The following is a 12,267-nucleotide window of genomic DNA, read 5'->3' as shown; positions in this document are numbered from 1 at the left end:
TGGATGCGAAAGAATGGGCGAATCCTGCCAAGTGCTCAGCCGGGCGAAAACGACGCCTTTTCGTAGACATTCGTGATCCGCTCGCCGTTCCAGACATAGGTCAGGTGCCGGTCCTGTCGGCAGTTCGAAACCAGCCGCGGCCGGAACAGCGCGGCGCATTCGCCGCCCTCGTCCCGGACGCTTGAATAGGCGATGCCGTCGCTGCTCTCCGCGCGCTGTTGGCGGGCGAAGATCCGCGACGCGCCGTAATCATCGGGATCGTAGAGCGCGCGATATTGATCCTGCCTGCCGCGTAGATCCCACAGATCTGCGTCGATGTCCGCCGCGTAGACGCGCATGTCGATTTCCTGTGCCGGTTCGCCGGTGGCGGCAAGGAAGCGCGCACGATGGTAGCGCGTTTCCACAACTGCGGTTTCGACCGATCTGGCGCAGTAATAGGCGCCAAACGTCCCATCGTTGAAGCGCGCGCCGTCCGGCGCGATATGGGTGAAGGCGGCCATGATGGGCGAGCTTCCCAGGCCCGAGACCCGGTCTTCGGCCGGCACGAGCCGCAGTTCGCCGACCTGTTCGCGCAGGCGGCTGTTGGTCAGAGCCTCGATCTGGAAAACCGCGTCGAGATCGGCGGGGTCGGCGACCTTCTCGAACAGGTCGATCGGGGGAAAACGGCTGGCAACGATCCGATAGGAGGGCTGCCAGCAGACGCGGCTTATGGGCGGTGCAGCGGGCTCGCTAGCCGCGCTGGGCATCGATATAGCGTCGCACGACGAAGAGGTCGGCGACATTGCCCGACATCATCCGCTCGAGCGCCGAACGCCCCCCGAACACCGGCGCGGCATTGGGCTTTCGCACCCAATCGTCCGCACTCGCCGGCAGCAGGATCTGCAAGCCCTTGTATATGCCGAGCACATAGGAAATCCGCTCGAGCGCATCCTTGGACAGCGCCGCAACCTTGCCGCGCTTCCAGCTTTGCAGCGTCGAGCGGCTATCGAGGCCGAGCAGGCGCATCTGCTCCGCTTCGTTGAGACCCCAGGCTTTCGCGATATTGAAGAAGGTGCGAAGCGCAGGACCGGTGAGCTCCCGCCGCGAAAGCGAGGGTGCAATCGTATCGTCGCGATTATCGGCAAGCTGCGTAGCCATTGTGGTCTCCCGACAGCTCTATGTGCAGAAAATGCACAATTGTCAAGCTCGGGAGCAGCTTTACCCCATTCCGGGCAGATTGAAGCCAGGCGGTAGGCCCATTCCGCCCTGCATTTCCTTCATCTGCTCGGCGGACACGCGGTCGGCCTTGTCACGCGCATCGTTGAAGGCGGCCGTGACGAGGTCTTCGACGATATTCTTCTCTTCCGGCTTCATCAGACTGTCGTCGATGCTGACGCTCAGAATCCGCCCCTTGGCGGTGGCCCGCACGGTGACCAGACCGCCGCCGGCCTTGCCCTCGACCTCGATGCCGTCAAGCTTCACCTGCATGTCGTTCATCTGGTTCTGGATCGTCTCGGCCGCCTGCTGCGCTGCGGCCATCATTTCTTCCATGCTCTTCATGGGCTTGCCTGTCCTTTTCGTTCAGTTCCAGTTGCGCCCGCCGGCATTGGCGCGCGCGACCTTGTCGGCGGGATCGATCAGCTCGGCATCGGGGAATGCCGCAAGAGTCGCCTTTATCAGCGGATGCGCGCGAAGGCGATCTTCGCGCGCTTTTGCTTCGATCCCTGCCTGTTCGCGCAAGGAAGGATGCGCCGTGCCCGCTGCGTCCGACGCCCGCTCGACCTGCCAACGCTTGCCGCTCAGCTTGAACAGGGCATCGCGAATGTCGGGTGCGGGATCCTCGCCGAAATCGTCGGCCGGTTCGTAAACCAAGCGCTCAGGGGCCAACTCGACCACGCGAATGCGATCGCGCATCATCTGAGCAACCCGCAGCTGCCCTGCATCGTCCAGTCGATCCACCAGCGCGCGCCATTCGTCCATTGTGTCGGCAGAGGCCGGTGATGCCGGCTTTGTGACGGTTGCCGAAAGGGCGGGGTCCGCGCTTCCCGGCGCCGGGGGAGGGTTTGCCGCCAGGTCCTCGATCCGTTTCGCCAAGGCTCCGGGATCGGGCAGATCGGTCGCATGCAGGACGCGCAACAGCGCCATCTGCAGGCTCACCAGCGGATCGGGAGCGCTGCGCACCTCGTCATAGCCCTTAAGCAGCAACTGCCACAGCCGGTGCAATTCGCCTGCTCCCAGCCGCGCGGCGAGATCGGCCAGCGCAGCGCGTTCGTCCTCGCTCGGCGCATCGGGCTCGCCGCTCGCGATCTGAGCGACCGTGATCCGGTGAACGAGGTCCATCAGTGCGCGCATTAGTGCGAGCGGTTCGACGCCCAGCGCATATTGCTCGTCCACCGCCTCCAACAACGCAGCCGCGTCGCCTTCGAGCATATGCGCAAGCACGCGCCGCTGGGCGCTCTTGTCGGCGAGTCCGAGCATGTCCCGCACCCGCACCGCGGTGACCGCGCCGCCTTCCTCCATATCGGCATGGGCGATCGCCTGGTCGAGGATCGAGAGACCGTCGCGCGCCGACCCTTCGGATGCGGCGGCAATGATGCGCAGTGCCTCCTCCTCGGCCTCGACTCCTTCGGCCCGGCTGACCTTGGCAAAGTGATCGACCAGCAATTCGGCAGGGATGCGTCGCAGGTCGAAACGCTGCGTGCGGCTGAGCACCGTCACCGGCAGTTTCTCGACCTCGGTGGTGGCGAACAGGAACTTCACATGCGCCGGCGGTTCTTCCAGCGTCTTGAGCAACGCGTTGAAGGCGTTGCGCGAAAGCATGTGAACCTCGTCGATGATGTAGATCTTGTAGCGCGCCGAAACCGCGGCATAGCGGACCTGTTCGATAATCTCGCGCACATCGTCGACGCCGGTGTGGCTCGCCGCATCCATCTCGATGACGTCGATATGGCGGCCCTCGGCAATTGCCCGGCAAGGCTCGCACACCCCGCACGGATCGATTGTCGGACCGCCCTCATCGTTCGGCCCTACGCAATTGAGCGCCTTGGCGATCAGCCGCGCGGTCGAGGTCTTGCCGACCCCCCTCACCCCGGTCATCAAAAAAGCATGGGCCAGCCGGTCGCGCTCGATCGCATTGGCGAGCGTGCGGACCATCGGCTCCTGCCCGATCAGTTCGGAAAAGGTTTGCGGACGGTATTTTCGGGCGAGAACGCGATAGGGCTGAGCGGCGTCGGTCGCGGGCATCTCCTTTGCAGGAGTCCGAGGCGCTTCGGGTGCAGGCGCCGCCTCGGGCGCTGCGCCGAACATATTGTTCTGTCCGGCTGCCTCCAGCTCGCGGGCTGTCGGGGCCGCTTCCTCGGAGATGTCGGACAGATCGGGCTCGGATTCGTTCACGCACATGAAGCTAGGCGTTCCAGAACGCTTTGTCATGACGCCGTTCGCCGGAGAGATGGGAAAAGGAGCCGAGCGACCCGCCGCAATTCACCTGGGCTGCTTCCTTCCGGACCTGACCCGGTGAGCGAACGCAAACGTCCACCCGACTCCCGGTGCGCCATATGGCGGGGGCGCGTTCAAAAATCAATTACCGAAAGTTGTCGGCGTAGGCCTGAATCTTCAAGGATTTCGGCGGCGTCGCGTGCACGCGCGCAGTGATGCCGTATTTTTCGGCATAGGCTTTAGCCGCGTCCTTCGAAGGGAATTTGAGCTTCACCTGCGCCTGCGTGTCGCCGCTCCCCGTCCAGCCCATCAGAGGGTCGGGCTTGCGCGCCTCGCTCTGCTCGAATTCGAGCACCCAGGTGTCGATCTTGGCCTTGCCCGACTGCATGGCGCTTTTGGGAATCTGATAAATCCGAGCGGTCATAATGCGCGTTCGATAATCGAACTTCAGCCGCGATTGAAGGCGTTTTTGGTTTTGAGGCTCGGCTTTTCCAGCCACGGCTCCTCAGGCCAGCGATGTTTGGGGTAGCGCCCTTTCATTTCCTTGATGACATCGGTCCAGGAGCCGCGCCAGAAGGCCGGCAGATCGCGTGTCGCCTGGATCGGTCGGCCCGCGGGACTGGTCAGCTTGAGCAGCAGCGGCGTGGTGCCGATCATTGGATGCGTGTCGAGCCCGAACAGGGCCTGCGTGCGCACCTCGACGCTGGGCGCATCGTCGTCGGCATAATCGATCGTATGCCGCGTTCCGGCGGGCGAGGCGAAATGTGTCGGCGCTCTCGTCTCGAATTTTTGCCGCATGTCCCAGTCAAGCAGCCCCATCGCGGCATCCGCGAAGCGGCCCGGCGGCAGGTCGAGATCGCGCCGATTGCCCAGCATGGGGATCAGCCATATCTCCACCTGTTCGCGCAGAGCGGCCGGATCGAGCGCATCGATGCCGGCGAACCGGGCGCGTTCGAGAAAGCCGGGCGGTAAAATCGTACCCAGCTTCTCCAGAGCTTTTTCCACCAGCTTGTCCACAAGCACGCCCTGTTCGGGATCGGGATCGGGTCCGCGCGAGAGGAGGATCGCTCCGAGGCTTTTCTCGCGCCGGCATTCGACGCGTTGCCTCTCCTCATTCCAGCGCGCGCGGCTGCGCTCTTCAATCCGGTCCGCGAACAGCTTTTCGAGCGCTGCTTCCTCTAGTTCGATGCCGGCGACAATCCGCGCGGCTCGGGCTTGCCCTTGCGCGTCGCCAATCACAATCCATTCCGCGCTCGCAAGGGGGGATGCGGGATCGAGGCGATAGCCCCGCCCGCCCGCGCTGACCCAGTCCTCGCCGGAGGCGCCGCGCCGCCGCGCGACGAAGTCGGGGCGGGCGAGCGCTAGGCATTCGGCTGCGGTCATAGCATCACCCGTTCGTTCGACCAGCCGCGCTGCATTCTTGGCCCAGCCCTCCGCCAGCCGGGCAGCATTTGTCGCGCGTTTCGAGGTATCGGCGCGCCAGCGCGCGAGCCGTCGCGCAAGGTCCTCGCTGCGACCACCAAGCCCGCGCTCCTGCAGCAGCATGACCAGCCGTGCCGCCTCTTCGCCGCAGCCGCCTCGCGCGCCGTGCAGCATCGCCGACGCCTGGTCGGGCGCCATCGGCATGGCTGCGATCGCGCGGCCCCATTCGGTGATCCGCAATTCGTCGTCGAGCGCTCCCAGCGCGCGCAGCGCAGCCTGGGCGGCGGCAAGCGAAGCGGTGGGCGGCGGATCGAGCCAGCGCAGTTCGCCCGGATCGCCCGTTCCCCTGAGCGCGAGCGCGAGCAACAGGCCGGAAAGATCGGCGGTCTCGATCTCGGGCGGCGCGAATTCGGGGCGCCCCAGATGGCCACCCTCTTCCCACATCCGATAGGCCACTCCCGGCCCCTGTCGCGCAGCGCGTCCAGCGCGCTGGGTCGCAGCCGCCTGACTCGCTCGCCGGGTGACGAGATGATTTGTCCCCGCCGCCCGGTCGTGCTCGGCGAAACGTACAAGCCCGCTATCCACCACCGCCGCCACGCCGTCGAGTGTCAGCGAAGTCTCGGCAATCGCGCTCGCCAGCACCACTCGGCGAGGACCTTCGGGATCGCGCGCGATCGCCGCGCGCTGGGCGGTGGGATCGACTTGCCCGTGCAGCGGCAGGATCGGTGTGCCTGAGAGTTTGGCCTTGAGCCGTTCGCGCGTGCGTTCGATCTCGCCAATACCCGGAAGGAAGGCGAGAACGTCACCCTCCTGCTCGCGCCACGCCGTCATCACACCGCGCACGACTTCGTCCTCGACCCGCGCATTCGCATCGCTGCCGAGCCAGCGAATGTCGAGCGGGTAGCTGCGCCCCTCGCTTTCGATCACCCGCGTGCCTTCGCCCAAGACCTTGGCGAAGCGCGTTCCGTCGAGCGTTGCCGACATGACGAGTACGCGCAAATCGTCGCGCAGCACCTCGCGCGTTTCCAGCGCCAGCGCGAGGCCGAGATCGCTGTCGAGATGCCGCTCATGCGCCTCGTCGAACAACAGCGCGCTGACGCCGGCTAGTTCGGGGTCCTCGACCAGCCGATTGACCAAAATGGCCTCGGTGACCACAAAAATACGCGTGCGCTTCGAGACCCGGCTTTCGAGGCGGGTGAGGTAGCCGACGCTTCCGCCGGGCTTCTCGCCCATCAGCCACGCCATCCGCTCCGCCGCCGCCCGCGCCGCCACCCGCCGGGGCGAGGTGACGATCACCAGCCCCGTGCACCACGGTTCATCGAGCAGCGCCGGCGCAACCGCGGTCGTTTTGCCCGCTCCCGGCGGCGCGATAAGGACAGCGCCGCGCTGTTCGCTCAAAGTCGAGCGGAGCAGCGGCAGAATTGCATGGATCGGCAGCGTATCGGTCACGCCGACACAGTTAGCCGCGTCAATACCCGCGCGCGACCGCGAAACGGGCGGCTTCTCCCATGGCGGCGCGGGCCTTGCTGTCGGGGAAGATCGAGATCGCGTCGATCGCGCGCTGGGCGAAATGACGCGCTTTCTCGCGCGTGTCTTCGAGCGCGTTGTGTTTCTCGATCAGACCGATGGCCTTCGCGAAATCCTCGTCCGACGTCCGGTGGCCGAGAATCGCATCCTTCCAGAATGCGCGCTCCTCCGCATCGCCTCTGGCATGGGTAAGGATGACGGGCAGCGTCATCTTGCCTTCGCGGAAATCGTCGCCTTGGTCTTTGCCCATCTGGCTTGCATCCGAATCGTAATCGATCGCATCGTCGACCAGCTGGAAGGCGACGCCAAGATTGCGACCATAATCCTCTAGCGCCCGCTCCTCGTCCTCGCTGCACTCGGCGACCACCGCGCTGATCTGGCTGGCGGCGGCGAACAAGGCAGCGGTCTTGGCGCCGATGATGTGGAGGTAGCGTTCCTCGCTGGTTTCGATCTGGCGCTGCGCGGTCAGCTGCGAGACCTCACCCTCGGCAATCACGGCGCTGGCATGGCTGAGGATCTTGAGGACACGCAGGCTCCCGTCCTCTGTCATCAGTTCGAATGCGCGGCTGAACAGGAAATCGCCGACCAGCACGGTCGCCGGGTTGCCGAAAATGATATTCGCCGCCGCCTTGCCACGCCTGAGTTCGCTGCCATCGACCACGTCGTCGTGCAGCAACGTCGCGGTGTGAATGAACTCGACCGCGGCGGCGAGCTTGTGGTGCCGCGTGCCCTCATATCCGACCAGCGCCGCGCCGGCGAGCGTCAACATCGGGCGCAGCCTTTTACCGCCACCCGAAATCAGGTGCCCGGCTAGGCGCGGGATCAGCGGGATTTCGCTCTGCATACGCTCAAGGATGACCGCGTTGACGCTGTTCATCCCGTTCGCCGTCAGCGCCAGCATCGGCTCGAGCGTGGGCGTCTTGCGCGGAATGGGAACGACGTTGGCGGTCATGATCCGGGCGGGTTTACGGGCAGCCGCGCGCGCTTGGCAAGCGGGGAATTGCTGCTAGTTTGGCGGGCGATGGCGCAGGAAACGCAACCCCGGCTCGGCAACCGCGATGCCACAGCGGTGGACGGCCCCGCGAAAGACGCGCCGACGGGCGACGATCCGGTGCTGGCCACCTATCGCAAAAGCATCGACAATATCGATGCCGCGATCATCCATATGCTGGCCGAACGGTTCCGCATCACCCAGGCTGTTGGCGAATACAAGGCGAAAGCGACGCTGCCCCCCGCCGATCCCGCGCGCGAAAAACGCCAGATCGAGCGTCTGCGCGCCTTGTCCGAAGCCGCCGATCTCGATCCCGAATTCAGCGAGAAGTTCCTGCGCTTCATCATCGATGAAGTCATCCGCCACCATGAAAAGGCGCGCGGGAAATAGACTTGCAAGCAAAAGGGCACGCGAGGCTGGTCGAGCCTCGCGTGCCTATGGCGGGAGGGGGGCGTTTCCCGCGCTCTTGTCTGGTTTAGCGCGGGCGGCGCGGACGCTGCGCCCGGGGGCGGGTGGTCGATTGGCTGCGCGTGACCTGTCCGTTATCGACTGTGCGACTGCGCTGGCGCGACGCCACAGTCTCCCCCGCCGAGTTGGTCACCGACTGGTTGACGCTGCGATTGCCTTGTCCGTCGCGATTGCGCTGACCCGAAAGGTCATAAGTGTTGCCGCGGCGACCGGTTGCGGTGCCGGAGAACGTCGAGCCTGTGCCGTCGCCGTTGCGAACCCGCTCGCCCTCGAGCGAACGGGTCTTACCCCGCGGCCCCGTCTGCTGAACGCTGACCACCGCACCGGTATCGGTGCGCCGGCGCACCGCATTGCTGGTGGCGGTGTTGCCGGTGTTGAGGTTGGTTGCCGTGCGTTCTCGGGTCGCGGTGCCGGTCTCTCGGTTCACCGTTGTCGTGGTGCTCGCGCTCACATTCGGGCCTTCGTAGGTTCGCGTACGGGTCTGGTCCTGCGCTGCGACACCGGTAGCGGTAAGCGCGGTTAGCGCGGTCAGAATGAGGGTCTTTTTCATCGGTGCGGTTCCTTGCATTTCGTCGTTGTCTCGTGCGGGGGCCACCGGCGCGGACCCACCGTTTCCGTTCCGGCGACACCCTTTCAACGGGGCCGCTGCGAAAACCCTTCGCGCATTATTGTGGGTCTTGCGACGAGCCGTTCGGATCGTTCGACGGGGGGTTCGCATCATCTTCTTTGCGCAAAGGATCCGATCCGGACGCGTTCGCACCCTCGCTCTCGAGCCGGCGCAGGCGTTCCTGGCGTCGTTCGCGCCATTGGCGTAGGCGATCGCGGCGCTGTTCGGGCGAGAGGTTGCGCAGGCGCGTCCGGTCCGCCTCGATAAAATTCTCGCGCGTGATCTCGCCCCCGGCTTCGACGTCTTCGCGCAAAGCCTCGCGCCGCTCCTCGATCCGCGCAGCGCGGCGCGCATCGGCGTTCTCGCGGACGGTGTCGAGGCGATCGCTCAGCCGCTCTTCCTGCTCTTGCGTAGGCGCGGGCAGGCCCTGCGCGCGGCGAGCGTCGATCCTCTCCCCGATGCGTTGATCGACCCGGCTGCGGCGGGTATCGACGCGTTCTTCTCGACGCTGGTCCACCCGGCGGAAGGCTTCTTCGAGCTCTTCGGGCGTGTCGATCGGCCCTTCGATAACAACCGGCGCGCGCGCATCGGGCACCGGCTCGGGCGCCGTGGAGGCAGGCGGCGACGGGGAAGGTGCGGGCGCGGGTTGAGCTCCGGTAATGCTCGACCAGACTTCCTGCGGGCTCGGCAGGTCCACCCCCAGTTCCTCGAGCACACCTGTGGCTGCCGCAGCGCTCGCCAGCGCGCCGGCCGACACAAGGCCGATGGCCAGCCGCCGGGACGTGCGCCAGCGCGAGGAGGCGGTGCGCTGCTGGGGAAGCGGGGGCGCGCGTCCTTCTGTCGCGGCGACCACGCGATCGGCAAAGCCCTCAGGCAAGTCGGGCACGGTGTTCTCGCCAAGCGCCTTTTTCAGTGCGGGGTCGAAATCGAAGCGCTCGCCGCTCATCGCGCCGCCTCCTTATGCTCGAAGGCGACACGCAGCGCGGCGCGCGCACGGTGCAGCAGGGATTCGAAGGCCTTGATGTTCATATCCATCGCGCCCGCCGCCTCGGCGTTGGGCAGTTCCTCGTAATAGGTCAGCACGATCGCCGCCCGTTGGCGCTCCGGCAAAGCTCCTATCAGAGCCCTTGCCGCATCATGGGTTTGTTCGCTCTCCATCTGCGCATCGGCGAGCGGCTCGGCGTCGGCAGACTCGGGCACCTCGCTGTTAGACATCCGCTTTGAAAGGCGCAGACGGTCGATCGCGAGATTGGTCGCCACGCGCGTAAGCCAGGCGCCGATCCGCACCGGCTTCGGGCCTGCGGCGAGCCGCGGCGCGTGGTCCCACAATCTCAAAATAGCCTCTTGCGCAATATCTTCGGCCTCGTGCGCATCGCCCGTCATCCGGTAGGCGATGCGGTGGAGCAGGCGCGCATGGTCGTCGATCGCTTGGCGAAAGGCGGCTTCGTCCCTCTTGGCTATGCGAGCGAGAACGGCAGCATCGTCCCCAACAGGACGGCCGCTCGCCTCGTCAGCGCCGGGTGGGCTGCCTGCCATGCGTCCTTTCGTACTCGACTCTTTCGAACGGGCCTCATCTACGTGCCTCGTCCTTTCGACGGCGTTGAACGCGAAACCCTTCGCGCTAGGGAAAGTCAGGCGCGCGGCAAGCGCAGATCGACCAGCAATCCACCCAGGTCCTCGCTTTCACCCAGCGTCACCGATCCGCCGTAAATCTCCGCCACGTCTCGCACGATGGCGAGGCCGAGGCCGGTGCCAGGCTTGCCGGTATCGAGCCGCGCTCCGCGATCGAAGATGCGCTTCCTTTCCGCCTCTGGAATGCCCGCGCCATCGTCCTCGACCCAGATGTGGCATAGCTCGCTTTGGCTGGCGTCCTCGGTGTCCTCCGCATCGATCGTGACGAAGACGCTGCCGCCGCCATATTTAGCCGCATTCTCGATAAGGTTGCCGAGGATTTCGTCGAGGTCCTGCCGTTCGATCGCGACCATCACTTCTCGATTGCCGGCGATGTCGAGCCGGCCTTCGGGATAAAGCCGCTCGACCGCGCGGCGCACTGCTTCGGCGCTGGCGCGGACATTGGTGCGCGCCTGCCCGACCGCGCGCCGTCCAACAGCGCGAGCGCGTGCGAGGTGGTGATCGACATGGCGCTGCATCGTGCGGGTCTCGCGAAAAACCGCCTGATTGAGATCGGGATCGCGTGCGGTCGCGGCATTGGTCAGCACGGTCAAGGGCGTCTTGAGCGCATGCGCGAGATTGCCGGCATGAGTGCGCGCCTCCTCGGCCTGACGCTCACTGTGCTCGAGCAGCGCGTTGACCTCCTCGACCAGCGGCTGAACTTCGGCGGGCAGCGGCTCGGTGATCCGGTTGTCGCCGGTGGTGCGCAGTTTCTGGATCGCCGCGCGCACCCGGCGAAGCGGCGAAAGGCCGTAGCGGATCTGGAGCAGCGCCATGACGATAAGGCCCAGCCCCAGCACCGCGAAGCTCCAGATCAGGATCAGGCGCACCTGCTGGATCTGGTCGTCGATCTGCTCGGTCGCGCTGGCGACGGCGAAGGTCCAGCGCGTGTCGCTGCCCGGCAATATCACGGTGCGCTCGGCGATGCGCAGCGGTTCGCCGTCGAATTGAGCCGAATTGTAGAAGCGCACATCGCCTTCGAACCCTTGCGCCGGCTCGCCGATATTCTCCTCGTCGGCGCGCAGGGTCAGCGTTCGGTCCCACAGGCTGCGCGAGGGGTAGGGTTCGTAGCCTTCCCCGCTGATCTGCCAGTAAAGCCCGCTGCCCGGCTCGAGGAAACGCTGATCGCCCAGCGTGCGGTAGAACCAGACCTCGCCGAAACTGTCGATCTCGGCAGAGGCGATCATCGCGGTGAGCTGGTATTCGAGCTGCTCGTCGAAATTCGCTTCGACCTGGCGGGTGAGTGTGCGTTCGAGCGCGATCCCGCCGCCCAGCAGCAGGACAGTGATCCAGGCCGCGGCGATGAGCCCCATGCGCTTGGCAAGACTAGCACGCGGGAGGTCGGCGATGATGGCCGGAGCGCGCGTGCCGTTTACCGGAGACGGTAAAGCGTCGCCGGTGTCGAGGCCCGGCACGTCGCGCACGCCATGGCCCGCCGCTGAATCCGCCGGCTCGCTGTCAGGCCCTGGGTGCGTCGGCCGGGTCGTCGAGGCTGTAGCCGAGTCCACGGATCGTCGTGATTACCTCTGCGCCTAGTTTCTTGCGAATACGGGTGACGAAAACTTCGATCGTATTGGAATCGCGGTCGAAATCCTGGTCGTAGATATGCTCGATCAATTCGGTGCGGCTCACCACCTTGCCCTTGTGATGCATCAGGTAGGAAAGCAGCTTGTATTCCTGCGCGGTGAGCTTCACCGGCTCGCCATCGAGCGTGACCCGGCCCGAGCGCGTGTCCAGCCGGACCTTGCCAGCGGTTAGCTCGGACGAGGTGTTGCCGCTCGCCCGCCGGATCAGCGCGCGCAGGCGGGCAATCAGCTCCTCGGTCTGGAACGGTTTTGCCAGGTAATCGTCGGCGCCCGCATCCAGCCCCGCGACCTTGTCCGACCAACTGTCGCGTGCGGTCAGAACGAGCACCGGGAAGGTGCGCCCCTCCTTGCGCCACATGCCCAGCACGCTGAGCCCGTCGATCTCCGGCAGGCCGAGGTCGAGGATCACCGCGTCGTAATCCTCGGTGCTGCCCAGAAAGTGCCCGTCCTCGCCATCGGTCGAGAGGTCGACGGCATAGCCGTTCTGCTCGAGCGTCGATTTCAATTGCTGGCCGAGCGTGGGTTCATCTTCGACGATCAGAATGCGCATGGTCCACCACTTCTGCGTGAGTTTTCGCCGC

General features: G+C 65.5%; 13 protein-coding genes and 1 other RNA gene. 1 reads left to right on the top strand and 13 read right to left on the bottom strand.

The genetic code is table 11. The features are described from left to right. Positions 1 to 35: 35 nt before the first annotated feature. From V2I30_RS02500 to V2I30_RS02465, 8 genes are all read right to left on the bottom strand, one after another. The gene (locus V2I30_RS02500; protein WP_330660479.1) at positions 36 to 746 is read right to left on the bottom strand and encodes an RES family NAD+ phosphorylase; all 711 of its coding nucleotides are present in this window, start codon (positions 744 to 746) and stop codon (positions 36 to 38) included. Continuing rightward, positions 730 to 1,137 (bottom strand): MbcA/ParS/Xre antitoxin family protein, encoded by a 408-nt coding sequence (locus V2I30_RS02495; RefSeq protein WP_330660478.1) that lies wholly within the window; start codon positions 1,135 to 1,137, stop codon positions 730 to 732. The genes V2I30_RS02500 and V2I30_RS02495 overlap by 17 nt, the downstream gene beginning before the upstream one ends. 60 nt (positions 1,138 to 1,197) lie before the next feature. Continuing rightward, positions 1,198 to 1,539, bottom strand: coding sequence for a YbaB/EbfC family nucleoid-associated protein (locus V2I30_RS02490; protein ID WP_330660477.1), 342 nt, complete (start codon positions 1,537 to 1,539; stop codon positions 1,198 to 1,200). A gap of 21 nt (positions 1,540 to 1,560) precedes the next feature. Continuing rightward, positions 1,561 to 3,378, bottom strand: a complete 1,818-nt coding sequence (locus V2I30_RS02485) for a DNA polymerase III subunit gamma/tau (RefSeq protein WP_330660476.1) — start codon at positions 3,376 to 3,378, stop codon at positions 1,561 to 1,563. Between the two features lie 52 nt (positions 3,379 to 3,430). Next, positions 3,431 to 3,525: signal recognition particle sRNA small type (gene ffs, locus V2I30_RS02480), an RNA gene on the bottom strand. 34 nt (positions 3,526 to 3,559) lie between these two features. Beyond that, entirely contained in the window at positions 3,560 to 3,838 is a 279-nt protein-coding gene (locus V2I30_RS02475; protein ID WP_330660475.1) for an ETC complex I subunit, read from the bottom strand. A 23-nt stretch (positions 3,839 to 3,861) separates the two neighbouring features. Beyond that, complete coding sequence (hrpB, locus tag V2I30_RS02470) at positions 3,862 to 6,285, bottom strand: ATP-dependent helicase HrpB (RefSeq protein WP_330660474.1); 2,424 nt, start codon at positions 6,283 to 6,285, stop codon at positions 3,862 to 3,864. A gap of 19 nt (positions 6,286 to 6,304) precedes the next feature. After that, entirely contained in the window at positions 6,305 to 7,315 is a 1,011-nt protein-coding gene (locus V2I30_RS02465) for a polyprenyl synthetase family protein (RefSeq protein ID WP_330660473.1), read from the bottom strand. A gap of 117 nt (positions 7,316 to 7,432) precedes the next feature. On the opposite strand from V2I30_RS02465, the gene V2I30_RS02460 reads away from it, so the two are divergent. After that, positions 7,433 to 7,744 (top strand): chorismate mutase, encoded by a 312-nt coding sequence (locus V2I30_RS02460; RefSeq protein ID WP_330660555.1) that lies wholly within the window; start codon positions 7,433 to 7,435, stop codon positions 7,742 to 7,744. Between the two features lie 85 nt (positions 7,745 to 7,829). Here V2I30_RS02460 and V2I30_RS02455 read toward each other — a convergent pair whose 3' ends face one another. From V2I30_RS02455 to V2I30_RS02435, 5 genes are all read right to left on the bottom strand, one after another. Beyond that, a complete protein-coding gene (locus V2I30_RS02455; RefSeq protein WP_330660472.1) occupies positions 7,830 to 8,372 on the bottom strand; it encodes a hypothetical protein in 543 nt (180 codons plus the stop codon). 115 nt (positions 8,373 to 8,487) lie between these two features. After that, positions 8,488 to 9,375: a hypothetical protein gene (locus V2I30_RS02450; protein WP_330660471.1), complete on the bottom strand. Its 888-nt coding sequence runs from the start codon at positions 9,373 to 9,375 to the stop codon at positions 8,488 to 8,490. Then, positions 9,372 to 9,965 carry a sigma-70 family RNA polymerase sigma factor gene (locus V2I30_RS02445; RefSeq protein ID WP_330660470.1) on the bottom strand — a complete coding sequence of 198 codons (594 nt, stop codon included), beginning with the start codon at positions 9,963 to 9,965 and terminating at the stop codon, positions 9,372 to 9,374. The genes V2I30_RS02450 and V2I30_RS02445 overlap by 4 nt, the downstream gene beginning before the upstream one ends. Positions 9,966 to 10,060: 95 nt before the next feature. After that, complete coding sequence (locus V2I30_RS02440; protein WP_330660554.1) at positions 10,061 to 11,413, bottom strand: sensor histidine kinase; 1,353 nt, start codon at positions 11,411 to 11,413, stop codon at positions 10,061 to 10,063. A 145-nt stretch (positions 11,414 to 11,558) separates the two neighbouring features. After that, on the bottom strand, positions 11,559 to 12,236 hold the full coding sequence (locus V2I30_RS02435) for a response regulator transcription factor (RefSeq protein ID WP_330660469.1): 678 nt from the start codon (positions 12,234 to 12,236) through the stop codon (positions 11,559 to 11,561). Positions 12,237 to 12,267 lie beyond the last annotated feature (31 nt).

The sequence above is a fragment of the Erythrobacter sp. genome (assembly GCF_036351135.1).
Lineage (GTDB): Bacteria > Pseudomonadota > Alphaproteobacteria > Sphingomonadales > Sphingomonadaceae > Erythrobacter.
Note: the sequence above shows the minus strand (reverse complement) of the source record. Positions and strands in the feature narration are given on the sequence as shown.